This is a genomic window from Pseudarthrobacter sp. 1C304 (assembly GCF_052245515.1).
Lineage (GTDB): Bacteria > Actinomycetota > Actinomycetes > Actinomycetales > Micrococcaceae > Arthrobacter.
Genome location: NZ_JBQQCH010000013.1, coordinates 24963 through 48179, shown reverse-complemented (window position 1 = coordinate 48179; position 23217 = coordinate 24963). Strand labels below are relative to the sequence as shown.

Sequence of the window (23217 nt, the reverse complement as noted above, 5' to 3'; positions counted from 1 at the left end):
CGGCTTTTCCGAATAATTTCTATCTCATGTAGAATTCAGGGGCGGCACTTCGCCGCGCCTCTTTGACCAGCAGCCAGCCTTTCGACGATTGGGATCTTATGACCTCCGACGCCGACCCCGGACATCCGTCCGGCGCCGGACGAGTTGGTGTCTCAGGTCCCACAAAATCATTGTGGCTGCGCCTGCTGGCCCTGAGCTCCGCCGTCGGCGGCGGTGCCCTGCTGCTCACCAGCCTGGCGGCGCTCCTGATGGGGGGCACGGCAGCCGCGCTGTCCTGCCTTTTCGGCGGGGCGCTGGTGATCGCCTTCTTCGCGATCAGCCTGCTGGTGGGCCACTTTGGCGGCCGGAACCATTCCTCCGGTGCCATCGGCCTGTTTGCGGCCACCTATTTCATCAAAGTCGTCGGCTTTGCCGTTGTGCTGTTCGCCATCGGCAGTCCCGAATGGCTGGACGGCCGCTGGTTCCTGGCCGGCGCCGTCGTGACCGTGGTGCTCTGGCAGGCTGCGGAGATCTACGGCTTCAGCAAAGCGAGGCTCCAGCTGTACAACGACCCCGAGACACCGGAAGGCGGCACCCATGTCTAGCCGCAAAGTCCGCCGCACCAACAAGCCCGCCACCCCCAAAACCACTGCCGGAGCCCCCGGTGTTTCTGCCGACGGGGAAGACGGCGGATACAACGCCGGCATCGCCGTCTTCAGCTACATTGTTGGCGGAATCCTCGTCTGGAGTTTGATAGGGTGGGGTCTGGATAATCTGTGGGGAACCCGCTGGATTGTGCTCGCAGGCGCCCTGCTTGGAGCCGCGGGAGGGTTCTATCTTTCTCATATGCACGGCCTCACCAGCCCGGACAAGTCCGCTGGTGGGGACAATGCTGCACGTGGCCCGTCCAAGGACGAGGATCAGTAATGCCAAATAATTTCACAGGGGGAGAGCGCGACAGCAACGTCGCCTTTCCTCGACCGACGCCCAATGATGGACACTGCAGAGAGGAAACGCGTTGATCGCGCTTGCGCTCCCGGCCCAAGATTCAGGAACTTTTACGCCTCCTGGAATTGATGAAATGCACCTGCCGGCAATCCTGCCGTGGGGGGCGGCCGACGGATTCTCCAAGCAGATGCTGCTGGTAATCCTTTCGGTCATTATTATCGCCACATTCTTTCTGCTAGCTGCCCGCAAGGGCCAGCTTGTTCCCGGCAAATTGCAGTTCGCCGGCGAGGCCGCCTATGGCTTCGTCCGCAACGGCATTGCCAAGGACATCATCGGCGGCAAAGATTTCATGAAGTACGTTCCGCTGCTCTTCAGCCTGTTCTTCTTCATTCTTCTGAACAACATCTACGGTGCGATTCCGTTGATCCAGCTCCCCACGTTCTCGCACGTCGGCGGTGCCTACGTGCTGGCCGCGATCGTGTACGTCACCTGGATCGCCATCGGCATCAAGAAGAACGGCCTGAGGTACTTCAAGCTGGCCACCGTGCCCTCCGGAGTCCCGGTCTACATTCTTCCGATCGTCATTCCGATCGAGATCATCTCCAACTTCCTGGTCCGCCCGGTCACGCACAGCCTCCGTCTGTTCGCGACCATGCTGGCCGGCCACCTCATTGTGATGATTGCCGGCTCGGGCATCGAGTTCCTCATCATGCAGGAGAACATCCTGCTCAAGGGCACCTCGGTACTGGTCCTCGGCGGCGCGATTGCCATGTACATGCTGGAAGCGCTGATCATGGTACTGCAGGCCTACGTGTTCACCCTGCTGACCGCCATCTACATTGAAGGCGCCCTGCACGCGGACAGCCACTAGGCACCCGCCGGCCGGCGCCCAGCCGGCAGGCACATAAAATCTTCCCCTCGGGGGATGAAGCACACCAAACAACCTGCCACACAGATGGCATCTTGAAAGGAAAAAAATGGAAGGCAATCTCAACCTCGTAGGTTACGGTCTGTCCGCAATCGGCGGTGGTATCGGTGTTGGTCTCGTGTTCGCCGCTTACATCAACGGCGTTGCACGTCAGCCGGAGGCACAGCGTGTCCTCCAGCCGATCGCATTCCTCGGCCTCGCGCTGACTGAAGCCCTCGCCATCCTCGGCCTGGTCTTCGCGTTCGTTCTTTAGTCTGAACTTTAGAACCAAGCGAACATCCAGAACCGAGTAGATAAGGACGGGTGAATTATGAATCAGCTGATCATCTCAGCCGCCACAGAGGGCGCCAACCCTCTGGTTCCCAATCCCTGGGAGATGCTTGTTGTCTTCGCCGGCTTCGCTGTTCTCATGTTCATCGTGGTCAAGTACGTTGTCCCGATGTTCGAGAAGACCTTTGCCGAGCGTGCCGAGGCCATTGAGGGCGGCATTGCCAAGGCTGAAAAGGCCCAGGCAGAGGCTTCCGCTGCACTCGAAGAGTACAAGCAGCAGCTCACGGATGCCCGTGCCGAGGCCAACCGCATCCGCGAGGAAGCACGTGCCGAAGGCGCCCAGATCCTTGCGGACCTGAAGGAGAAGGCAGCTGCAGAGTCTGCCCGCATCACGGCACAGGCACACGCGGCCATCCAGTCCGAGCGCCAGGCGGCCGTTGTGTCGCTGCGCACGGAGGTGGGCACGCTGGCCACCACACTGGCGGGCCGCATCGTCGGCGAGTCTCTCGAGGACGACGCGCGTTCGGCCCGTGTGGTTGACCGCTTCCTGGCAGATCTGGAGAACCAGAACGCAGGTGCAGCTAAGTAATGGCAGGTGTATCGAGCGAATCGCTGACTACGGCTCTGGGGGCGCTGGAAGCAAAGCTTCCTTTTGCCTCGCTGCAGTTGGCTAAGGAACTCTTCGGAATCCTGGGAACTGTGGACAGCTCGGCCGGCCTGCGCCGCGCCCTGACTGACCCGTCCCGCAGCGGTGACGAAAAGTCGGCGCTTATCAAGCAGCTCTTCAGCGGGAAAGTCACCGCGGACGCTGTGGACATCGCGAGCGGACTGGCCGGTTCACGCTGGGCATCCGCCCGTGACATCGGCGATGCACTCGAGACTCTTGCCGCTTCGGTGGTCATCGCCGTTGCTGAGAACAAGTCTGCCGTCTCTGCCTCCGGCATCAGCGGCCTGGAAGCGCTGGAGAACGATCTGTTCTCCTTCAACCAGGCCGTTGAGTCCAACCACGAGGTACAGCGTGCTGTGTCCGAACCGCAGGCGAGCCCGGCTGCCAAGGTGGCCCTCGCTGAAAAGCTGGTGCCGAGTGCAAGCGAGGAAGCGAAAGTCCTTATCGGACAGGCAGTTTCGCAGCCGCGCGGCCTCAAGGTGACCAAGCTCGTTCGTCGGTTTGCCGAGCTCGCAGCCAAGCGCCAGCAGCGCTGGATTGCCACGGTCAGCGTCACCCGTCCGCTGACGGAGACACAGACCAGCCGTCTGCAGGCGGGGCTGAATGCCCTGTACGGGCGCGAGCTCAAAATCAACACGAACGTTGACCCGGCACTGATCGGTGGCCTCCGGATCCAGGTAGGGGATGAAGTGGTTGACGCTTCGGTACTCGCCCGCCTGGGCCAGCTCCACCGCCAGATCGCCTAGCCAGCCGGACAAGCACTACTTAACGAAACGAAACCCCGGTCATCGTGAGCAACGATGATCACGAAAACAGGAGAGCAGGGACTGCAGATGGCCGAATTGACCATCAACGCCGACGACGTCCGTAATGCGTTGAACGAGTTCGCGGCGTCCTACGAGCCCGGAAACGCAGAGCGCGTCGAGGTCGGCCGTGTAACAACCGCAGGTGACGGCATCGCCCGTGTTGAGGGCCTTCCCTCGGTCATGGCGAACGAGCTGCTTCGCTTCGAAGACGGCACGCTGGGCCTGGCCCAGAACCTCGACGTCCGCGAAATCGGTGTCATCATCCTCGGCGACTTCACCGGCATTGAAGAAGGCCAGGAAGTCCACCGCACCGGACAGGTCCTGTCCGTACCGGTGGGCGACGCCTTCCTTGGCCGCGTCGTTGACCCGCTGGGCCAGCCGATCGATGACCTCGGTGACATCAAGGCTGAGACCACCCGTGCACTGGAACTCCAGGCGCCCGGCGTGACCCAGCGCAAGTCGGTGCACGAGCCGATGCAGACCGGACTCAAGGCGATTGACGCCATGATTCCGATCGGCCGCGGCCAGCGCCAGCTGATCATTGGCGACCGCCAGACCGGCAAGTCCGCCATCGCGATCGACACGATCATCAACCAGAAGGCCAACTGGGCTTCCGGCGATGTGAACAAGCAGGTCCGCTGCATCTACGTCGCCATCGGCCAGAAGGCGTCCACGATCGCGGCTGTCCGCCAGACCCTCGAGGACAACGGCGCGCTGGAGTACACCACCATCGTGGCGTCCCCGGCATCCGACCCCGCAGGCTTCAAGTACCTGGCGCCTTACGCCGGGTCCGCGATCGGCCAGCACTGGATGTACGGCGGCAAGCACGTCCTCATCGTGTTTGATGACCTGTCCAAGCAGGCCGAGGCCTACCGTGCAGTGTCGCTGCTGCTGCGCCGCCCGCCGGGACGCGAAGCCTACCCGGGCGACGTCTTCTACTTGCACTCCCGCCTGCTGGAGCGTTGTGCCAAGCTCTCCGACGAGCTCGGTGCGGGTTCGATGACCGGCCTGCCGCTCATCGAAACCAAGGCAAACGACGTTTCCGCCTACATTCCGACCAACGTGATCTCGATCACCGATGGCCAGATCTTCCTGCAGTCGGACCTCTTCAACGCCAACCAGCGTCCCGCCGTCGACGTGGGTGTCTCCGTTTCCCGCGTTGGTGGCGCCGCCCAGGTGAAGTCCATGAAGAAGGTCTCCGGTACCTTGAAGCTGGAACTGGCGCAGTACCGCGACATGCAGGCGTTCGCCATGTTCGCCTCGGACCTCGACGCCGCGTCACGCCAGCAGCTGACCCGCGGTGCACGCCTGATGGAACTGCTCAAGCAGGGCCAGTACTCGCCGTTCCCGGTCGAGGACCAGGTCGTCTCCATCTGGGCCGGCACCAACGGCCACCTCGACGACGTTCCGGTTGAAGACATCAACCGCTTCGAGACCGAGTTCCTGGAGCACCTGAAGCACAAGTCCTCCATCCTCACGACGCTGGCCCAGACCAACGTCATGAGCGATGACACTGCAGAAGCACTGAAGACCGCGATCGTGGACTTCAAGAAGGGCTTCTTCGGCGAGGGCGACAACCTTCTGGTGGGTGCGGGGCACGAAGAGCACGCCCCCATCGACGAGGCACAGGTCGACCAGGAAAAAATCGTCAAGCAGAAGCGCTAGTTCTGCTGGCAGGGACTGCCGGAGCCCGCACGGGTTCCGGCAGTCCCGGCCATCAGGATCTTAGGAAAGGATAAGTATGGGAGCCCAGATTCGGGTCTACCGCCAGAAGATCAGCTCGACGACGTCGATGCGCAAGATCTTCAAGGCGATGGAACTGATCGCTACCTCGCGCATCGGGAAGGCCCGAGCACGCGTAGCAGCTTCACTGCCTTACGCAAACGCCATCACGCGTGCCGTTTCTGCTGTTGCCAGCCAAAGCGAAATCGACCACCCGCTCACCACCGAGCCGGAGCAGATCCGCCGGGCCGCCGTCCTGGTCATCACCTCGGACCGCGGCCTTGCAGGCTCGTACTCCGCCAGCGTGCTGAAGCAGGCGGAAGGCCTTAACGAGCTGCTCGTGGAGGAGGGCAAGGAAGTCAAGATGTACCTCGTCGGCCGCAAGGCGCAGGCGTACTTCGACTTCCGGAACCGTCCTTACGAACGTGTTTGGACCGGCGGCACCGATGCACCGGAGTTTGCCACCGCACAGGAAATCGGCGAGGCATTGCTGTCCGATTTCGCAACGGACTACGCCGAGGGCGGCGTTGACGAGATCCATGTCGTCTACACACGCTTCAAGTCGATGGTCACCCAGGAGCCGACGGTTGTCCGTCTTCTCCCGCTTGAGGTTGTCGAAGAGCAGGCTGCGTCCGAGTCGGACCTCCTGCCGCTCTACGAATTCGAGCCGGAAACGGAGCAGGTACTTGATGCCCTGCTGCCGCGCTACATCGAATCACGGATCTTCGCCGCAATGCTGCAGGCAGCCGCTTCGGAGCTTGCTGCCCGCCAGCGGGCGATGAAGTCCGCCGGCGACAACGCCACCGAGCTCATCAAGAAGTTCACGCGTCTGCGCAACACCGCCCGCCAGGCTGAAATTACGCAGGAGCTTTCCGAAATCGTGGCTGGTGCCGACGCGTTGAACGCGTCCTAGCCACCCCGGGCCCCGGAACCAGCTGTACCTGCACCAAAGTAAACTTAACCCCAACGCCATCTACTGAGTGAAGTGAGAGAGATGACTGCCACTGCTACCGAACACGTAGCCGCGACGGCCGGTGCCACCGGCCGTATTGCACGTGTTATTGGCCCGGTTGTCGACGTCGAATTCCCGGCTGACGCAATCCCCGCGATCTACAACGCACTCACCACCGAGATTACTCTCAACGGTGAGACCAAGACCATCACGTTCGAGACCGCCCTGCACCTCGGCGACAACGTCATTCGTGCTATCTCCCTGCAGGCAACCGACGGCCTCGTCCGCGGTACCGCTGTGGTGGACACGGGAGCCCCCATCTCCGTGCCCGTCGGCGACGGCGTCAAGGGCCACATCTTCAACGTGCTGGGCCAGCCCCTCGACGTTGCCGAGTCGGAACTGCAGATCAGCGAACGCTGGCCGATCCACCGCAAGGCCCCCGCCTTCGCGACCCTGGAAGGCTCCACCGAGATGCTGGAGACCGGCATCAAGGTGATCGACCTTCTCACCCCGTACATCAAGGGTGGAAAGATCGGCCTGTTCGGTGGCGCCGGTGTCGGCAAGACCGTCCTGATCCAGGAAATGATCACCCGTGTTGCCCGCAACTTCGGCGGCACCTCGGTGTTCGCCGGCGTCGGCGAGCGTACCCGTGAAGGCAACGACCTCTGGGTCGAAATGGAAGAGGCAGGCGTCCTCAAGGACACCGCCCTTGTGTTCGGCCAGATGGATGAGCCGCCGGGAACGCGTCTGCGCGTGGCGCTGTCCGCACTGACCATGGCGGAGTACTTCCGCGATGTCCAGAACCAGGACGTGCTGCTCTTCATCGACAACATCTTCCGCTTCACCCAGGCAGGCTCCGAGGTTTCCACCCTCCTCGGCCGCATGCCGTCGGCCGTGGGCTACCAGCCCAACCTGGCGGACGAGATGGGTCTCCTCCAGGAGCGCATCACGTCCACCAAGGGCCACTCCATCACCTCGATGCAGGCCATCTACGTCCCCGCAGATGACTACACCGACCCGGCTCCGGCGACCACCTTCGCACACCTCGACGCGACCACGGAACTTTCCCGTGAAATCGCCTCCCGTGGTCTGTACCCGGCCGTTGACCCGCTGACGTCGACCTCCCGCATCCTGGATCCGCAGTACATCGGCCACGACCACTACAACACGGCCGTCCGCGTCAAGCAGATCCTGCAGAAGAACAAGGAACTCCAGGACATCATCGCCATCCTCGGCGTTGATGAACTGTCCGAAGAGGACAAGATCGTCGTGTCGCGTGCACGCCGCATCCAGCAGTTCCTGTCGCAGAACACCTACACCGCCAAGCAGTTCACCGGCGTCGAAGGCTCCACCGTGTCCATCAAGGACACCGTTGAAGGCTTCGCGGCGATCTGCGACGGCGAACTCGACCACATCGCAGAGCAGGCGTTCTTCAACGTCGGTGGCCTGGACGACGTCGAGCGCCAGTGGGCCAAGATCCAGGAACAGACCAAGTAATATGGCTGAGCTTGAGGTTGAGATTGTGGCAGCGGACCACTTCGTGTGGTCCGGAGCGGCCAAGATGGTCAAGGCCCGCACCAGCGATGGTGAAATCGGAATCCTGCCCGGCCACTCGCCCCTGCTGGCGATTCTGGCCGAAGGTGAACTGGCCATCGAGCCGGTCTCCGGTGACCGCATTGCTGTAGTTGTCGACGGCGGATTCTTCTCCGTCGACAACAACAGGGTCGTCATTGTTGCTGACAACGCCAAAATGGGCGACGCGGCTACTGCGGGGATCCGCTAGCACGACCTTGATGAACGATACTGTCTTTCCGTTCATCGTCCTGGCAACGGTCTTTGCGTTGCTGGTCTTTGCACTGTGCCTTTCCGGGGTGCGCCGCTTCAATCTGCGGCGCGCCCTGGGCACGGTGGACGCCTCCATTTGCACGGCTGGAAACAGCTGGCAGATGGGGGTTTGTCGTTATCAGGACAACGACCTCGAATGGTTCCGCCTCGCCTCGCTGAGCACGCGGCCCAAACACACGTTCCGGCGCAGCTCCCTGGAGCTCCTTGGCCGCCGCGAGCCCACCGAATCCGAACTTGTCAAAGTCCAGCCCGACACCGTGATCGTTGAACTCCGGTACGAGGGACAGGATGTGCTGCTCGCCATGCGGTTCGACGCCTACACCGGGCTGTCCTCCTGGCTCGAGGCCGGGCCCGTCATCGGCGTGGGCACCTGGCGCTAGCCCCGGTGGACTTCCTCGAAGACCTCCGGCTGGTGGACGGGCCGGTGCTCTGGACGGCCTGGGCAGCCGGAGCCGCAGGCCTGGGCTACCTCCTGTGGCGCGGCGGACACCGCAGCAGCCAGGACACCGGGCCCCGCCGCGGGCTGCTGTTCCTGCTTCCCCTCCTCGCCGCCGTTCTGGCCGCCGCCGCACTGCTCGCCGGCATCCACTGGCTTCTGATCTACGCCGTCCCGGTCTTCCCCGGAGACCTTCCGCGTGAGGTGCTGGCCTGGTCCCTGGCCGCCGTCACGGCACTGCTCCTCTGGGGCCGCCACCTCTGGACCACCTGGCGGACTGCCGCGGAACCCGGGGAGACCCGCACCCGGCGCCGCGTGCGCACTACCGCGGTCTCCCTCGGCGCGCTCCTCGGCGTGGTCCTGCTGTCCGCCGTCCAGGTCAACGCCTACTTCGGGCTCAACCACACGGTGAGCGACCTGACCGGGACCGCCGTCGCCCGGATCCAGCCCCTGGAAGACGGGCTCAAGCGCATTCCCGGGACAGCTCCGGCCAGCCTGTCCGGGTGGCGCCCTCCCGCCGGACTGCCCGACGGCGGGGTGCTGCGGCGCGCCACCATCCCCGGAACCGCCTCGGGTTTCCAGAGCCGCGAAGCCTACATCTACCTGCCGCCAGCCTACTTCGCGACGCCCCGGCCCGCCCTCCCGGTCCTGGTCCTCTTCGCCGGGCAGCCGGGGGCACCGGCGGACTGGCTCACGGGCGGGGCCCTGCGCAGCCGCATGGACCGCTATGCCGCGGAGCACCACGGCGTGTCCCCGGTGGTGGTGGTGGCGGACCCGAACGGCACGGCCTCGGGGAACACCCTGTGCATGGACAGCAGCATCGCCCGGGCCGACACCTTTTTGGCCAGGGACGTGCCGGACTGGATCAACCGCACACTGGACGTGGACCCTGACCCTTCGCGGTGGGCGGCCGGGGGATTCTCCTTCGGCGGGACCTGCGCCATGCAGATGGTGACCCGCCACCCGGACATCTACGGCTCGGCCCTGGCCTTTTCGAGCGAGCGGGAACCCGCCCTGGCCAAGGAACGGGACAAAACCATCGCCGGGTCGTTTGGTGGCGACGCGGAGGCCTTCGAGCGGCAGACGCCCCTGCGGATCATGCAGGAGCGCCGGTTTGAGGGGCACGGCATCTATTTCGCCGCCGGAGAGCGCGACCCCGAATTCCTCGGCTACATGGACGAGCTGTCCGACGCCGCGCGGAAGGCCGGCTTCAGCGTGGAAGCCTCGCCGGTTCCCGGCGCCGGGCACTCCTGGGAGGCCGCGTCCACGGCGCTCCCGGCCGGCCTCGACTTCCTGTTGTCCCGTTGGGGCATCGCGCAGTGACCGCGGGAGCAACGGAACGCCGGCAAAGCGCCGGGGCCAGCTCCCTGCAGGGGCTTGGCCGCGAGGGACTGCGCCAGTCGCTGCGGCATCTGCGGGCCATCCCCTTCACCCTGGCCGTCCTCACGGTTTTCCTGGTCACCGGTGCCGCCACCGGAAGCTTCCTCGGCGGTCCGCCGGAATCCCTGCTGGACGTGGCCTCCGTCAGTGCCCCGCAGCTAAAGGCCGGGAACTGGTGGTCGATGTTCACCTCCATGTTCTTTGCCACGAACCTGCTGACCTACGCCGCCGCTGCGCTGATGATCCTGCTCCTGCTGGGCGTGGCCGAACGGCAGCTCGGGACGCTGCGCACCGCCGTGTTCTACTTCGCCGCCCAGTTCGCGGCCGTCACGTTGTTCCTGCTGCTCACCCAGTTCGCCCGCCAGGTCGACGACGGCTGGCTCAGCCGGATGGTCGACGCGCGGCTTATGGGCCCCTATGCGGCAGTCCTCGCGGTGTCGCTGGCGTCCTGCGGGCTCCTGCCGACGCTGTGGCAACGGCGGCTGCGCACCGCCGTGGTGTCCCTCTCCCTGATGCTGGTGCTGTATGTGGGGCACGCGGAGACGGTGGTCGGGTTCGCGGGGGCGCTGGCGGGGCTGGCGGCGGGCTGGTGGATCCAGGGCGACAAAGGCACCCTGCACCGCCACCGCTCCACGGGCCGCGAAACCCGCAACCTGCTGGCCCTCACCGTGGCGATCTTCGCCGTCGGGCCCATCCTGACCGCCACCGTCCGGACCCCCACCGGGCCGCTGGCCCTCCTGCGGGACGTCCTCCTCAACCCGCTGCCCACGCTGAACCAGCTGGAGCAGTACTGCGGCGGCACCATCGACGTCACGTGCCTTGAAGCCGGCCGCGCCGGATTTGCAGGGCCGCTGGGCCTCGCGCTGGCGGTGGTGCCCGTGGTGCTGCTGCTGATCTGCGCCGACGGCATGCGGCACGGACGCCGGCTGGCGTTGCGGATCGCCATCACGCTCCAGCTGGCGGTGACGGCGATGGCCGCCGTCTACCTCTCCCTGCTGGCCCGGATTCCGCAGTACCCCAACCGGCCCCACACCGGGGTGATGGGATCCGGTTTTGTCCACGTCCTGCCCCTCGTGGTGGTTCCGCTGGTGCTGGTGGTGCTGCTCGCGGCCAACCGCCGCCAGTTCCGGGTGGAGACGAGCCCCCGGGCACGCCGTGCGCTGTCCGCCGTCGTCGGCGGCACGTGGCTGGTGCTGGCGTCCACCTACACCGCCGTGTGGCTGGCAGCCGGGGGCATGGAGCGCGACGGCGGCCTGCTGGGCCTGGCCGCGGAACTCTCCCGCCAGTACCTGCCGCTGCCCATCCCGGGCATCTACAACCGCGTCTTCCAGGGCCGTGACGCCGTCGAGGCCTTCCTCTTTGCTGCCTCCGGCATCGTCTTCTGGGCCGTAGCCCTCGCCGCCGTCTGGCTGGTGCTGCAGCGCCGGCTGCACCGCACGGACGCCGGGGCAGAGGACCGCGACGTGGCCCGGGCGCTCATCCATGAGGGAGGCGATTCGCTGTCCTGGATGGCGCTCTGGGAGCCCAACAAATACTGGTTCGCGCCGGGCCGCCGCGGGGGAGTGGCCTACCAGCAGCACGGCAACGTGGCCCTGACACTGGCCGGGCCCTTCGGCCCGGCGGCGTTCCGCGAGGAGACCGCCGGGGGCTTTATCCGCTACTGCGCCGAACACGCACTGATTCCGGGTTTTTACTCCTGCACGGATGAGCTGTGGCCCATGCTGAAGGCCCGGGGATTCCGGCGGGTGGCCGTGGCGCAGGAAACCAGGCTGGCCGTGCGGACCCTTGAGTTCAAGGGCAAGGACTGGCAGAACGTCCGCACCGCCCTGAACCGTGCCGCGAAGACCGGGGTGCACGCCGTGTGGGGCCGCTACGCGGACTTTTCCCCCGCCCTGCGGGCCCAGCTGATGGAGGTCTCGGAGGAATGGGCCGCGCAGAAGACCGTCCCGGAGATGGGGTTTACGCTGGGCGGCATCGACGAACTCGAGGACAACGAGGTGCTTTGCTGCCTCGCCGTGGATGCCGAGGGGCAGGTACAGGGCGTCACGAGCTGGCTGCCGGTGTACGAGGGCGGACGCCTTGTGAGCTGGACGCTGGACTTCATGCGCCGCCGCGGCGATTCCTTTCCCGGGGTGATGGAGTTCCTCATTGCCTCGGCAGTGCAGGAGCTGCGGGGGTCCGTGGAGGTCATTTCACTGTCCGGGTCGCCGCTGGCGAAGGATTCGGTGGCGGACGGTGACGGCGGCAGCGCCGGGTCCGAGGGGCTGGCGGCAATCCTCGATGTGGTGGGCAAGGCCCTGGAACCTGTGTACGGGTTCCGTTCGCTGGCCAGCTTCAAGTCCCGTTTCAAGCCTGAGTACCGCACGCTGTACCTCTATTACCAGGATCCGCTGCAGCTGCCCGCCATGGGCCGGGCCCTGAGCCGCGCCTACCTGCCCGGATTGTCCGTGCGGCAAAGCGCCCGGCTGTTGAGGACCCTGGTGCGCTGACTCCAGACCGCAGGCAGTTTGCCCGATAAACTCCGGAGGGCAAAAAAATGATCCCCGGCATAAGCACCGGGGATCATTTCTTGCAGGTACTAGACCAGCGTGACGCCGGTAGCCTGGGGGCCCTTGGCGCCCTGGCCGATTTCGAACTGAACGCGGGCGTTCTCGTCGAGGGTCTTGAAGCCGCCGGTCTGGATCTCAGAGTAGTGAACGAAGACATCGCCATCGGAGTCATCCGGGGTGATGAAGCCGAAGCCCTTTTCAGCGTTGAACCACTTCACAGTTCCCTGTGCCATGTATTTCTCCTCATTATGGATTCTGTTTAAGTCCGGCACACTTCGTGCCGCACTTGGTCACTCCGCGAGAAGAACCTTGGCTGTGGGACCGGGGATTCCGGGCTTCGGCGGCAGGCGCTTCACGCTCGCAACATGTCTTGCGAGCATGAAAAAACACCTACACAAAGACTGGTATTAGAATTTCATGCCCGTTGGCGCTGGTCAACGGGTGCGGCACATAATTGGCATAAATTTTGTACAAAGAATCGATGAACGCTTCCGGCAGTGCATTTACTGGCGGCGCTGAGCTCCTGCGGGCAGTGAAATTGCGTCAGAAAAGCCGGGATTCGACGTCGTCGACGCCCCGCATGGCGTCGTAGTCGAGGGTGACGCAGTCAATGCCGCGGTCGTTGGCGAGGACCCTGGCCTGCGGCTTGATCTGCTGGGCTGCAAAGATCCCGCGGACCGGCGCCAGGAGGGGGTCGCGGTTGAGCAGTTCAAGGTAGCGCGTGAGCTGCTCGACGCCGTCGATGTCGCCGCGGCGCTTGAGCTCAATGGCCACGGTGGCGCCCTTGTCATCCCGGGCGAGGATGTCCACCGGGCCGATGGCGGTGAAGTATTCGCGGCGGATGAGGGAGAAGCCGGCGCCCAGGAGCTCAATCTGGTCGGCCAGCAGGCGCTGCAGGTCCGCCTCCACGCCGTCCTTGATCAGTCCGGGATCCTGGCCCAGCTCATGCGAGGTGTCGTGAATCTGCTCATGGATGTTGATGATCAGCCGGTCGTCGGTCTTGGCCGACTGGACGGTCCACTGTTCGATCACGCCGACCTCGACATCCACCTCATCCGGCGTGGACACGCGCAAAGAGGCCGGGGGGCTCATCCAGTTCAACGGCTTGTAGGACCCGCCGTCGGAGTGGACCAGGACGGAGCCGTCGGCCTTGACCAGCAGGAGCCGGGTGGCAAGCGGAAGATGGGCTTTGAGCCGACCGACATAATCAACGGAGCAGCGGGCTATGACTAAACGCACCCGGTCAACACTACCGTCTGCGGGGCCGCGGGGTCACGGTGGCATCCCGCCTGGGGCAGAATGGAACCATGCCCCGTTCCAACCGCCCCCGCCGAGCCGCCGCAGGGCGGGCAGGCTCCGGCAACGCCGGCTCTGGCAAGAAACTGCGGCCCGGCGCGAAGGGCGGCCCTGCGCCGGAACTGGACCTGGAACGCGCACGTTCGGGGTTCGCGCGCCGTGAAAGTGCGCCGGACGGGGAGTGGTCCGTCCGGCCCATCACCGCCGGCCGTGCCGAGAAGACCTATATCTGCCCGGGCTGTTCCACGGCAGTGCTCCCCGGTGTGGCCCACCTGGTGGTGTGGTCCGAGGACCATCTCTTTGGCGCCGCGGCAGGTCTTGCCGAGCGGCGGCACTGGCACAGCAACTGCTGGACCTCCCGCAGCTACCGGTACCGCTGAGTGCCCTGCCGGTTCTGCGGTGTGCTGCTACTGCCCTGCAGCCACTGCACTGCTGTTACTGCGAAATCCGGCGCGCCCGTTGCTTTCGCTAAGCTGGACGCATGAGTTTTGACCCGGCGTCGTACGTCTTCAGCCAGCCTTCCGCCCCCACCTCGATCCGGGCCTCCACCGTCCTTCCGGCCCGCCGCGAAAACGTGGAGCTCCGCACCGACGACGGGCACCGGCTCGTCGGCGAACTGGCACTGCCGGAATCTGGCGAGGTGAAGGCCACCCTGATCACCCTCCATCCGCTGCCGACCCACGGCGGCTTCATGGACTCACACGTCTACCGGAAAGCCTCCTACCGGCTGCCGGCGCTGGCCGGAATCGCCGTGCTCCGGTTCAACACCCGCGGCACCGCCTCGCCGCGGGGGACCAGCGACGGAACGTTTGAGGAGGGCATCGGGGAGCGGCTGGACGTCGAGGCGGCTGTGAAGTTCGCCGTCGACCGCGGCCTGCCGAACCGCTGGCTGGTGGGCTGGTCCTTCGGCACCGAGCTCGCGCTGATGTACGGGGCCTCCGAACCGGTGGCCTCCGAGGTGGAGGGCGCCATCCTGCTCTCACCCCCGCTGCACCGGGCCACGGAGGTCCACCTGAAGGAGTGGGCGGCCGCCGGGAAGCCGCTCAAGGTCCTGGTTCCCGAGCACGACGACTACCTCCAGCCGGCCGAGGCCGCGGAGCGCTTCCGCGTGGTGCCGCGGGCCAGCGTAGTGGGCGTGGACGGTGCCAAGCACCTGTGGGTGGGGGAGAAGTACGCCGGGCGGGTGCTTGACGAGATCGTCGCCGAAGTTCTGCCGGGCGGCTCCGGCGCGGGACTCCCGCACGAATGGACCGGCCCGGTGGCCACAGCGCACGCCTGAGCACATACCGCAAAACGCACGAAAACAGACAGCCGCTGCGTGGATCCACGCAGCGGCTGTCCGCTTGTGCAGCAGTAAATGCGCTAGTGCTTGTCCTGCCGGACGATGAAGATTTCCTTGACCAGGAGCATGATCGCGGCCGCGGTGGGAATGGCGATCAGTGCGCCCAGCACGCCCAGCAGGCTGCCGCCGGCGATCACCGAGATGACCGCGACGGCACCGGGCACCGCGACGGCCTTCTGCATGATGCGCGGCGAGATGAAGTACGCCTCGAACTGCAGGTAGGCGAAGTAGCAGACGGCATAGGCGACGGCGGTCTGCCAGCCCGCCGTCAGGGCAATCAGCGTGACGATGACGCCGGCGATCAGGCCGCCCACCAGCGGAATGAATGCCAGCAGCGCCACGACGAAAGCCAGCAGCACGGCGAACGGGACGCCGACGATCGACATCACGATGAAGGCGAAGGTGGCATTCACCAGGGCGACCACGGCCTGGCCGATCACGTAGTTGCCCACGGACCCGGTGATTTCCTCCGACAGGGCCTCGACCCGCGCCCGGCGCGACCGCGGTGCCAGGCGGTAGCCCCACTTCTTCATGGCCGGCAGGGCCGCCAGGAAGTACAGGCTCAGCACCAGCACGATCAGCGCGCCGAACAGGCCGTTGGCCACGGTGGAGCCGAACCCCACAACACCGCCGAAGATGCCCCCCATTGCCTCAGGGTTGTTGACGAACTTTTCCAGCTCCTGGGTGATGCGCTCCCGCACCCCGTACTGGTCGTCGATGCTGCGGAAGAAATCGGAGTTGATGAAGTCGGTGATCCAGCGCGGCGCCTCCTCGACAATCTGGGTGACCTGCTGGACGATCGTGGGGATCAGCGTGGCGAAGAAGGCCGCAACCCCCAGCGCGAGGGTGGAAACGGCCACCACGATGCCCGCGGCGCGCGGGAACTTCTTGCCTTCGAGCCAGCGCACCACCGGGTCCAGGCCCAGGGCAATAAAGAGCGCTGCCACAATCCAGAGGATCAGCTGCGTGGTGTTGGAGCCGATCCAGTACACCAGCAGGGCCACACCGACGCCGACTGTGCCCATGAAGCCGACGTAGAGGGGGTGCTGGGAGGACATCCGCGGGCCCGGATTGCCGAAGCGGGTGCCGGACTCGGTCTCCGGAGTCAGTTCGTCATCATCCTGCTCCGGGGGCATCTCGAAGCGGATCCGGGGCTGGGCCCCCGGAAGGGGCTGGCGCAGGCGGTGGGCCATTGAGTTCAGCATCCCGGCCAGGGCCGCGCGGCGCGGGGAAACGTGCTTCTGCGCACCGTCCGCCGTGCCGGGCCCGAGGCTTTCTGCCTGTGCTGTTGCGTCCTGTCCAGGGGTGTCCTGTCCTGTGTTTTCCTGTCCAGGGGTGTCCTGTCCTGCTGCGGACGAATCCGTGTGTCCGGTCACTGCGCTGAAGGCCCTTATTTCTTGAGAGTATTTCCGTCGGAGCGGCGGTCACGGCCCCGGTGTGATGATCACCGCAAACACTATCAGCAGGCTTGTTTTGGCGCGGTGAGGAGGCTCCCGAACGTGCGCCGGGAGGGGTTGACAACGGGCCCGATCTGACTCTGTGGTAACAAAACGGTTACTATTGAAGCTAAGTGTCCGCTGATGATAGGTAATATTTTGCGTTTCAAGACTGCAGTTGCCCTCGTGCTGCTCGGCCTCCTGACACTACTGGCAGGAATAGGCCAGAAGACTTTTTGGGCTCCGGCCGAAACCGTGACCGCCACCGCCCCCGCGGGCACCGCCGCGCCGCTGACCGTGTTCGACGAGAAGCTCCGCACCATGCAGGACGGCACAGTGACCATCACCGTCAAGGGCGAGGGCAGCTTTATGCTGGCCACCGGGCGCCCGGACGACGTCGATGCCTGGGTTGGACAGACCGCGCACAACACCGTCTCCGGCGTCTCCGAGGACGGCAAGGAGCTGCAGCTGACGCACGCCGACGGGGAGGCCGCCGCGCCTTCGCCGGCCGGTTCGGACCTGTGGGTCAGCACCGAGAACGCCAGCGGTGAGCTGAAGTACAACTGGACCGCACCGGCCGACGGCGACTGGTCGCTGCTGCTTGCAGCCGACGGTACCAAGCCTGCGCCCTCCGAGATCACCATGACGTTCCCGAACGACACCTCCACGCCGTGGGCCATTCCCCTCATGGTGCTTGGCGGCCTGCTGCTGCTGGCCGGCGTTGCCCTCCTGGTGCTGAAGCCGAAGTCCGGCGCCGGTCGCGGTGCAGGCAACGGTCCAGCCGGCGGCAACACAGGCTCCAAGGCCGCTCCGGTTGCCACCACCTCCGCGCCCACCGCTTCGGTCCCGACCACAACGGCGCCTGCTACGTCGCCGTCGAACACGGGCACCGCAACCACTTCACCCTCGAAGACTGTCCCGACGGACACCGCCGAGAAGTCCGTTGCCGCCCCGGCCACCGTGGCGCAGCGCCTACGGCGTTCCGGAGCCGTGGTGGCCGTGCTGACCGCCACGGCCGTCGCCGGCAGCGGCGTTGCGGCCCAGGCGAGCCAGACTCCGGCCCCCGCGCCCGCAACGTCGTCGGCGGCCGCGGAGCAGGCCCCGGCGTCACCTGTCCTGGTGGACGCGCAGTTCCGGCGCATCCTGGAGCAGGTGGCCAGCGCGGTGGACGCTGGCGACGCAGCCAAGGACGCCAGCAAGCTTGAACCCCGTGTGGCCGGGCCCGAACTCGAGGTCCGCACGCAGAACTACAAGATCAGGTCCCAGGTGGGGTCCTACGAAGCCCGGATGCCGGTGCGTGCCACGAAGCTCCTCACCACCGTGGTGACCGACAAGCGCAGCTGGCCCCGCACGGTCATGGCCGTCACCCAGGGCGAGGGCAACGTGGTTCCGCAGCTGCTCACCCTCACCCAGGCGTCCCCGCGGGACAACTACAAACTGGTCCTCACCACCCCCCTGCAGCCCGGGACCACCTTCCCGGGGATCGCACGCGGCGGCACGGAAACGGTAGCGCCCGGGGACAAGTCGGGGCTGCTTTACAGCGGCGAGGAAGCGCTGAACATTCTGGGTGACCGGCTGAACTCCGCCGATTCCGCCTTCAAGGACAAGCTCGCCGAAGGTGAATCGTCCCCGTACATCGCTGACACGCTGGCCTACCAGTCGGATGTTGTGACCTCGGGCGTCAACGGCACCTTCTCCTTCACCCACAAGGCGGTCCCGGACAGCATTGCGGTGTTCCGGACCGCCGACGGCGGGGCGCTGGCCCTGGGCCGCCTCGACTTCGCGTTCGACGGCACCCCGAAGGCCTCCGGTGACAAGCTGACCATTGGTGACGATGCAGCGGCACTGGCCGGCGGCAAGGAGACCAGCACCGGAATGGTGCTCAACTTCGCCGAGTCCGTGGCCGTCTACATCCCGCCGGCAGGGTCCCAGGACCCCATGAAGCTCGTGGCCGCCACCCGCGGCCTCACGGGGGCCAGCTTCAAGTAGCAGACCAGCACCAGCAGAAGGGACCCGGCCGAACGGCCGGGTCCCTTCTGCTGTCCGGCCGCTGTTCAAAGTGGCACCGGCGCGGGCCGGAGTGGCTAGAGTGGAACCATGACTTCGCCAGCTTCCCGCCCGGTCCCGCCTGCTGCCGCCAACCCGCTTAACCTGCGGGGCGCCGTCGACCTCTCCGCCCTGAAACAGCGACCCGCGGCCCCGCCGGCCGGCTCCGGCCCGGCCGGAGTGCCGGGCACGCCCGGCACCCCGGGTGAGCCCGGCGCAGGCAACGGCGGCGCCGGGCGTCCGCTGCGGGTGGACATCACGGAAGCCAATTTCCAGGAACTGGTGGAGCTCTCGGCACAGGTTCCGGTGGTCGTCGCGCTCTGGGCGGCCTACTCGCCCGGATCCGCGGCTTTGGTGGATGTCCTTGAGGGAATTGTGGACAGCTACGGCGGCCAGCTGGTGCTCGGCGCTGCCGACGTCGACGTTTTCCCGCAGCTTGCCCAGGCTTTCCAGGTCCAGGCCGTGCCGACCGCCGTGGCCCTCGTGAAGGGCCAGCCGGTGCCGTTGTTCCAGGGCGGTGCCGAGGAGGCGCAGGTGCGCAGCCTGCTGGATGAACTGCTGAAGGTCGCCGCCGCCAACGGCGTGACGGGCCGGATCGGCGCGGGCGGGCCGGGTGCGGCCGAGCCTGAGGCGCCGCCGCTGCCGCCCCTGCACCAGATGGCGTTCGACGCGATCGAGGCCGGGGACTACGCGGCGGCCGCGGAAGCCTACCGGCAGGCGCTGCTGGAGATGCCGGCCGACGCCGAGGCCAAGGCCGGGCTGGCCCAGGTGGAGCTGATGGACCGGCTCCAGCCGCTCGCCGCCGCGGACACAGAGGCGCTCCGCCAGCGGGCTGCCGGTGAACCGGACAACCTGGAGGCGCAGCTGGCGGTGGCGGACCTTGACGTCGCCGGCGGACACGTCGAGGACGGGCTCGGCCGGATCGTTGCGTTCATTGGCCGCAACTTCGGCCCGGAACGGGAAACCGCACGGGTGCGCCTGCTGGAGCTGTTCGACGTCGTGGGCGCCACGGATGAACGCGTCGCGAAGGCGCGCCAGAACCTCGCCCGGGTTCTCTTCTGATGGGTTCGGCGCTCTTCAAGCCGCTGGAACTGCGTTCCCTGCACCTGCAGCACCGCGGCTGGGTGTCACCCATGTGCCAGTACAGCTGTGAGCCGGAGACGGGGGAAGGGGTCCCCAACGACTGGCATTTGATGCATCTGGGCTCCTTCGCTGCCGGAGGTGCAGCCCTGATCCTGACCGAGGCGGCCGCCGTCAACGCCGCCGGCCGCATCAGCCCGCGGGACGCCGGCCTGTACAACGACCACCAGGCGGAGGCGTGGCAACGGATCACCTCCTTTGTACACCGGCACGGTCCGGCCGAGGCCAAGATCGGCACCCAGCTCGCCCATGCCGGCCGGAAGGCGTCCTCCTACTGGCCGTTCTCCGGCCGGACGGGCACGGTGCCTGCCGGCGACGGCGGCTGGCCGACAGTGGGTCCCGGAACCTCGGCCTTCGACGGCTATGACGCCCCGTCGGCGATGACGGAAGAGGAGATCGGCGGCGTGATCGCAGATTTCGCCGCCGCCGCGGAACGGGCCGTAGAGGCCGGCTTCGACACGGTCGAGATCCACGGCGCCCACGGGTACCTTCTGCACCAGTTCCAGAGCCCGCTCGTGAACCAGCGCACCGACCGCTGGGGCGGTGACGAGGACGGCCGGAACCGGCTGACCCTCGCGGTGGTGGATGCCGTGCGGAACGTCATTCCTGATTCCATGCCGCTGCTGCTGCGGATCTCGGCCTCGGACTGGGCCGAGGGCGGCATCGATGCCGAGGCCTCGGTGCGCCTGGCCCGGGCAGCCTCGGACCACGGGGTGGACCTGGTGGACGTCTCCAGCGGAGGTGCCGTGGCCCACCAGCAGATTCCTGTCGGTCCCGGGTACCAGACCGGCTTTGCTGCGCGGATCCGGCGGGAAACCGGCGTGCGGACCGGGACGGTGGGGCTGCTGACCTCCGCCGGCCAGGCCGAGCACGCTGTGGCCACCGGGCAGGCCGACGGCGTCTTTATCGCCCGCGCCGCCCTGCGCGACCCCCACTGGTGGCTCCGGGCCGCGTTCGAACTCGGCCACGACCTGGCCTGGCCCCCGCAGTACGAACGCGCGGTTCCCCGCCACTCCTTCTAAAGGGGGCTGCATCGGCCTGCAGGGGTACGCCTTGCGGACGACCCTTTCCGCGCACGGCGGCGGTTAGTCTAACGACATGACTTTTGAGCAACCGCACCCGCAGGCCCCTGGAGACCAGCCGGGCAGGCCTGTTCCGGCACCGTCCGTTCCGGCACTGGCCCTGCGCGGGCTGGCCAAGCGCTTTGGCGGCAAGATCGCCGTCGACGGCATCAGCCTGGACGTTCCCGCGGGGTCCTTCTTCGGCATCGTCGGCCCGAACGGGGCCGGCAAGACCACCACGCTGTCCATGGCCACCGGCCTGCTGCGGCCCGAGTTCGGCACGGCGTTTGTGCACGGCGTGGATGTCTGGAAGCGGCCGCTGGAAGCCAAGAAGCTGATGGGGATCCTGCCCGACGGCGTGCGGCTTTTTGACCGGCTGACCGGCGAGCAGCTGGTGAGCTACGCCGGGCTGCTGCGCGGCATGGACAAAGCCGTGGTGGCCGAACGGGTCAAGGAGCTGCTCGCGGCCCTGGACCTGGGCGCCGACGCCGGCACGCTGGTGGTGGACTACTCCGCCGGCATGACCAAGAAAATCGCCCTTGCCTCGGCGCTGATCCACGCGCCCCGGCTCCTGGTGCTCGACGAACCGTTCGAATCCGTGGACCCCGTGTCCGCCGCCAACATCCGCGACATCCTGGACCGCTACGTGGCCTCGGGTGGAACGGTGATCGTCTCCAGCCACGTGATGGACCTGGTCCAGCGGATGTGCGACCACGTGGCCGTCGTCGCCGCCGGCCGCCTGCTCGCCGCCGGGACGGTCGATGAGGTCCGCGCGGGCGAGTCCCTCGAAGACCGCTTTGTCCAGCTGGTCGGCGGGCGCAACCAGACGGAGGGGCTGGAATGGTTGCGCACCTTCTAAGGCTCAAGCTGACCCTCCTGCGCAACAGCGTCCGGCGCAGCCCCTGGCAGCTGGTGGGCCTCGGCATCGGCGTTCTCTACGCGCTGGGCCTTGTGGGGCTCGTGTTCACGGGGCTGCTTTTCCTTCGCGGGGCGGACGCGGACCTTGCGCACACGGTGGTGGTGCTGGGCGGTGCCGCCGCGCTGCTTGGATGGGCCGTCATCCCGGTAGCTGCCGCGGCCTCCGACATGACCCTGGACCCGGCACGTTTCACCACCTTCGCCGTGCCGATGCCGCAGCTGCTGGCGGGACTGGCGCTCGGCGGACTGATCGGCATTCCGGGGATCGCGACCACCCTGGTGGCGCTCGGCACCGTGGGGACCTGGTCCCGGAGCCTCCCCGCAGCCGGCGGTGCGCTGGTGGGCGCGGTCCTCGGCGTCCTGAGCTGCGTTGTGCTGTCCAAGGTGGCCACCACGGCCACGGCCGGGCTTGCCAGCTCGCGCCGCTTCAAGGACGCCAGCGCCATCATCTTCCTGATTCCCCTGATCCTCATGGGCCCGATCGTCGCGGGCGTCTCTGAGGGGATTGCCCGGTCCGGGGACTTCCTGCCCGCCCTGGCCCGTACGCTGTCCTGGACCCCGGCCGGGGCCGCATGGGCCCTCGGCGGGGACATGGCCATGGGCAACTACGGCGCCGCTGGCCTGAAGTTCCTGATCGCCGTGGCCACGCTTGCCGGCCTCGGATTCTGCTGGAAGCTGCTGCTGCAGCGGGCGCTCGTCACGCCGCCCTTCGCCGGCACTGCCAAGAAGAAATCCGGCGGGCTGGGTTTCTTCCGGCTTTTCCCGGCGACGCCCACGGGCGCTGTTGCCGCCCGGTCGCTGAGCTACTGGGTCCGGGACCCCCGGTACGCGGGCACCCTGGTGGTCATCCCGCTGCTGCCGGTGCTGCTGCTGTTCCAGGCAGCCCAGACGGGGACCTACGGCCTGCTGCTCTTTATCGGCCCGGTGACAGCGTTCCTGCTGGCCTGGTCCATTTCAACCGACGTCTCCTACGACAACACCGCGTTCGCGCTGCACCTCGCCACGGGGGTCAGGGGTGTCCATGACCGGTTGGGCCGGTCCGTGGCGTGCCTTGCTTTTGCCGTTCCGGTGGTGCTGGCGCTCTGCGTCCTGCCGTTCCTGTTCGGTGCGGACTGGCAGCTCCTGCCGGGCGTGCTGGGACTGTCCCTGGGTGTCCTGTTCAGCGGGATGGGGCTCTCCTCGGTGGTGTCGGCCCGCTACACGGTTGCGGTGCCCCTCCCGGGGGACAGCCCCTTCAAGAAACCGCCCGGCAACGTGGCGCAGACCATGGCGGTGCAGCTGGGCGGCATGGCGGTGCTCCTGGTGCTGGTTGCCCCCGAGGCGGCGCTGATGGTGGCGCAGTTCGTGACCGGAAGTGCCGTTCCCGGCTGGATCAACCTGGTGCTGGGCCCTGTCCTGGGGCTGGTGCTGTTCACCGCCGGCGTGCGGCTGGGCGGCAAATGGCTCGATGCCCGCGGGCCGGAGCTCCTCGCCGAACTGGCCGTCAACCGCTGACC

The 23217-nt window shown here is 66.6% G+C and carries 23 protein-coding genes; 20 read left to right on the top strand and 3 right to left on the bottom strand.

The window, feature by feature from the left end; all coding sequences use genetic code 11:
- Positions 1 to 98 precede the first annotated feature (98 nt).
- From ACTWQD_RS17775 to ACTWQD_RS17715, 13 genes are all read left to right on the top strand, one after another.
- A complete protein-coding gene (locus ACTWQD_RS17775) occupies positions 99 to 584 on the top strand; it encodes a hypothetical protein (protein WP_443197445.1) in 486 nt (161 codons plus the stop codon).
- Positions 577 to 906, top strand: coding sequence for a hypothetical protein (locus ACTWQD_RS17770; protein WP_443197444.1), 330 nt, complete (start codon positions 577 to 579; stop codon positions 904 to 906). Before ACTWQD_RS17775 ends, ACTWQD_RS17770 begins: the two co-directional genes overlap by 8 nt.
- 91 nt (positions 907 to 997) lie before the next feature.
- Complete coding sequence (gene atpB / locus ACTWQD_RS17765) at positions 998 to 1798, top strand: F0F1 ATP synthase subunit A (RefSeq protein WP_443197443.1); 801 nt, start codon at positions 998 to 1000, stop codon at positions 1796 to 1798.
- A 106-nt stretch (positions 1799 to 1904) separates the two neighbouring features.
- Entirely contained in the window at positions 1905 to 2108 is a 204-nt protein-coding gene (atpE, locus tag ACTWQD_RS17760; RefSeq protein ID WP_009356484.1) for an ATP synthase F0 subunit C, read from the top strand.
- Between the two features lie 57 nt (positions 2109 to 2165).
- Positions 2166 to 2714, top strand: a complete 549-nt coding sequence (locus tag ACTWQD_RS17755) for a F0F1 ATP synthase subunit B (RefSeq protein WP_443197442.1) — start codon at positions 2166 to 2168, stop codon at positions 2712 to 2714.
- Entirely contained in the window at positions 2714 to 3538 is an 825-nt protein-coding gene (locus ACTWQD_RS17750) for a F0F1 ATP synthase subunit delta (protein ID WP_443197441.1), read from the top strand. Before ACTWQD_RS17755 ends, ACTWQD_RS17750 begins: the two co-directional genes overlap by 1 nt.
- A gap of 87 nt (positions 3539 to 3625) precedes the next feature.
- Positions 3626 to 5263 (top strand): F0F1 ATP synthase subunit alpha, encoded by a 1638-nt coding sequence (gene atpA, locus ACTWQD_RS17745; protein ID WP_443197440.1) that lies wholly within the window; start codon positions 3626 to 3628, stop codon positions 5261 to 5263.
- Positions 5264 to 5339: 76 nt separating this feature from the next.
- Entirely contained in the window at positions 5340 to 6233 is an 894-nt protein-coding gene (locus ACTWQD_RS17740; protein ID WP_443197439.1) for a F0F1 ATP synthase subunit gamma, read from the top strand.
- A gap of 81 nt (positions 6234 to 6314) precedes the next feature.
- Entirely contained in the window at positions 6315 to 7769 is a 1455-nt protein-coding gene (atpD, locus tag ACTWQD_RS17735) for a F0F1 ATP synthase subunit beta (RefSeq protein WP_443197438.1), read from the top strand.
- 1 nt (position 7770) lies between these two features.
- Complete coding sequence (locus ACTWQD_RS17730) at positions 7771 to 8055, top strand: F0F1 ATP synthase subunit epsilon (protein WP_066432938.1); 285 nt, start codon at positions 7771 to 7773, stop codon at positions 8053 to 8055.
- A 10-nt stretch (positions 8056 to 8065) separates the two neighbouring features.
- Positions 8066 to 8497 carry a DUF2550 domain-containing protein gene (locus ACTWQD_RS17725; RefSeq protein ID WP_443197437.1) on the top strand — a complete coding sequence of 144 codons (432 nt, stop codon included), beginning with the start codon at positions 8066 to 8068 and terminating at the stop codon, positions 8495 to 8497.
- Positions 8498 to 8502: 5 nt separating this feature from the next.
- Positions 8503 to 9876 (top strand): alpha/beta hydrolase, encoded by a 1374-nt coding sequence (locus tag ACTWQD_RS17720; RefSeq protein WP_443197436.1) that lies wholly within the window; start codon positions 8503 to 8505, stop codon positions 9874 to 9876.
- Positions 9873 to 12422: a bifunctional lysylphosphatidylglycerol flippase/synthetase MprF gene (locus ACTWQD_RS17715; protein ID WP_443197435.1), complete on the top strand. Its 2550-nt coding sequence runs from the start codon at positions 9873 to 9875 to the stop codon at positions 12420 to 12422. The genes ACTWQD_RS17720 and ACTWQD_RS17715 overlap by 4 nt, the downstream gene beginning before the upstream one ends.
- Before the next feature lie 89 nt (positions 12423 to 12511).
- Here ACTWQD_RS17715 and ACTWQD_RS17710 read toward each other — a convergent pair whose 3' ends face one another.
- Both ACTWQD_RS17710 and nucS read right to left on the bottom strand, forming a co-directional pair.
- On the bottom strand, positions 12512 to 12715 hold the full coding sequence (locus tag ACTWQD_RS17710; RefSeq protein WP_024365900.1) for a cold-shock protein: 204 nt from the start codon (positions 12713 to 12715) through the stop codon (positions 12512 to 12514).
- Between the two features lie 310 nt (positions 12716 to 13025).
- The gene (gene nucS, locus ACTWQD_RS17705; RefSeq protein WP_443197434.1) at positions 13026 to 13721 is read right to left on the bottom strand and encodes an endonuclease NucS; all 696 of its coding nucleotides are present in this window, start codon (positions 13719 to 13721) and stop codon (positions 13026 to 13028) included.
- 68 nt (positions 13722 to 13789) lie between these two features.
- Between nucS and ACTWQD_RS17700 the strand changes: the two genes are divergently transcribed.
- Both ACTWQD_RS17700 and ACTWQD_RS17695 read left to right on the top strand, forming a co-directional pair.
- On the top strand, positions 13790 to 14158 hold the full coding sequence (locus ACTWQD_RS17700) for an ATP/GTP-binding protein (RefSeq protein ID WP_443197433.1): 369 nt from the start codon (positions 13790 to 13792) through the stop codon (positions 14156 to 14158).
- A gap of 101 nt (positions 14159 to 14259) precedes the next feature.
- Complete coding sequence (locus tag ACTWQD_RS17695) at positions 14260 to 15057, top strand: alpha/beta hydrolase (protein WP_443197432.1); 798 nt, start codon at positions 14260 to 14262, stop codon at positions 15055 to 15057.
- A gap of 83 nt (positions 15058 to 15140) precedes the next feature.
- Here the strand turns inward: ACTWQD_RS17695 and ACTWQD_RS17690 are convergent, their stop codons facing one another.
- Entirely contained in the window at positions 15141 to 16325 is a 1185-nt protein-coding gene (locus tag ACTWQD_RS17690; RefSeq protein WP_443197452.1) for an AI-2E family transporter, read from the bottom strand.
- 375 nt (positions 16326 to 16700) lie between these two features.
- Between ACTWQD_RS17690 and ACTWQD_RS17685 the strand changes: the two genes are divergently transcribed.
- The 5 genes from ACTWQD_RS17685 to ACTWQD_RS17665 all read left to right on the top strand — a co-directional run bounded on the left by ACTWQD_RS17685 (position 16701) and on the right by ACTWQD_RS17665 (position 23215).
- On the top strand, positions 16701 to 18545 hold the full coding sequence (locus ACTWQD_RS17685) for a hypothetical protein (RefSeq protein ID WP_443197431.1): 1845 nt from the start codon (positions 16701 to 16703) through the stop codon (positions 18543 to 18545).
- Between the two features lie 108 nt (positions 18546 to 18653).
- On the top strand, positions 18654 to 19664 hold the full coding sequence (locus ACTWQD_RS17680; RefSeq protein WP_443197430.1) for a co-chaperone YbbN: 1011 nt from the start codon (positions 18654 to 18656) through the stop codon (positions 19662 to 19664).
- Positions 19664 to 20764: an NADH:flavin oxidoreductase/NADH oxidase gene (locus ACTWQD_RS17675; protein ID WP_443197429.1), complete on the top strand. Its 1101-nt coding sequence runs from the start codon at positions 19664 to 19666 to the stop codon at positions 20762 to 20764. The genes ACTWQD_RS17680 and ACTWQD_RS17675 overlap by 1 nt, the downstream gene beginning before the upstream one ends.
- A gap of 76 nt (positions 20765 to 20840) precedes the next feature.
- Complete coding sequence (locus ACTWQD_RS17670) at positions 20841 to 21662, top strand: ABC transporter ATP-binding protein (protein ID WP_443197428.1); 822 nt, start codon at positions 20841 to 20843, stop codon at positions 21660 to 21662.
- Entirely contained in the window at positions 21644 to 23215 is a 1572-nt protein-coding gene (locus ACTWQD_RS17665) for a transporter (RefSeq protein WP_443197427.1), read from the top strand. The genes ACTWQD_RS17670 and ACTWQD_RS17665 overlap by 19 nt, the downstream gene beginning before the upstream one ends.
- Positions 23216 to 23217 lie beyond the last annotated feature (2 nt).

What these genes read in the sequence shown, in the direction of transcription:
- atpA (WP_443197440.1), top strand. Translation starts at nt 3,626, where the DNA reads ATGGCCGAATTGACCATCAACGCCGACGACGTCCGTAATGCGTTGAAC.
- ACTWQD_RS17730 (WP_066432938.1), top strand. Translation starts at nt 7,771, where the DNA reads ATGGCTGAGCTTGAGGTTGAGATTGTGGCAGCGGACCACTTCGTGTGG.
- atpE (WP_009356484.1), top strand. Translation starts at nt 1,905, where the DNA reads ATGGAAGGCAATCTCAACCTCGTAGGTTACGGTCTGTCCGCAATCGGC.
- ACTWQD_RS17685 (WP_443197431.1), top strand. Translation starts at nt 16,701, where the DNA reads ATGATAGGTAATATTTTGCGTTTCAAGACTGCAGTTGCCCTCGTGCTG.
- ACTWQD_RS17750 (WP_443197441.1), top strand. Translation starts at nt 2,714, where the DNA reads ATGGCAGGTGTATCGAGCGAATCGCTGACTACGGCTCTGGGGGCGCTG.
- ACTWQD_RS17710 (WP_024365900.1), bottom strand. Translation starts at nt 12,715, where the DNA reads ATGGCACAGGGAACTGTGAAGTGGTTCAACGCTGAAAAGGGCTTCGGC.
- ACTWQD_RS17665 (WP_443197427.1), top strand. Translation starts at nt 21,644, where the DNA reads ATGGTTGCGCACCTTCTAAGGCTCAAGCTGACCCTCCTGCGCAACAGC.
- ACTWQD_RS17695 (WP_443197432.1), top strand. Translation starts at nt 14,260, where the DNA reads ATGAGTTTTGACCCGGCGTCGTACGTCTTCAGCCAGCCTTCCGCCCCC.
- ACTWQD_RS17755 (WP_443197442.1), top strand. Translation starts at nt 2,166, where the DNA reads ATGAATCAGCTGATCATCTCAGCCGCCACAGAGGGCGCCAACCCTCTG.
- ACTWQD_RS17670 (WP_443197428.1), top strand. Translation starts at nt 20,841, where the DNA reads ATGACTTTTGAGCAACCGCACCCGCAGGCCCCTGGAGACCAGCCGGGC.
- ACTWQD_RS17775 (WP_443197445.1), top strand. Translation starts at nt 99, where the DNA reads ATGACCTCCGACGCCGACCCCGGACATCCGTCCGGCGCCGGACGAGTT.
- ACTWQD_RS17725 (WP_443197437.1), top strand. Translation starts at nt 8,066, where the DNA reads ATGAACGATACTGTCTTTCCGTTCATCGTCCTGGCAACGGTCTTTGCG.
- ACTWQD_RS17700 (WP_443197433.1), top strand. Translation starts at nt 13,790, where the DNA reads ATGCCCCGTTCCAACCGCCCCCGCCGAGCCGCCGCAGGGCGGGCAGGC.
- ACTWQD_RS17770 (WP_443197444.1), top strand. Translation starts at nt 577, where the DNA reads ATGTCTAGCCGCAAAGTCCGCCGCACCAACAAGCCCGCCACCCCCAAA.
- atpD (WP_443197438.1), top strand. Translation starts at nt 6,315, where the DNA reads ATGACTGCCACTGCTACCGAACACGTAGCCGCGACGGCCGGTGCCACC.
- ACTWQD_RS17680 (WP_443197430.1), top strand. Translation starts at nt 18,654, where the DNA reads ATGACTTCGCCAGCTTCCCGCCCGGTCCCGCCTGCTGCCGCCAACCCG.
- ACTWQD_RS17690 (WP_443197452.1), bottom strand. Translation starts at nt 16,325, where the DNA reads ATGCTGAACTCAATGGCCCACCGCCTGCGCCAGCCCCTTCCGGGGGCC.
- ACTWQD_RS17740 (WP_443197439.1), top strand. Translation starts at nt 5,340, where the DNA reads ATGGGAGCCCAGATTCGGGTCTACCGCCAGAAGATCAGCTCGACGACG.
- ACTWQD_RS17675 (WP_443197429.1), top strand. Translation starts at nt 19,664, where the DNA reads ATGGGTTCGGCGCTCTTCAAGCCGCTGGAACTGCGTTCCCTGCACCTG.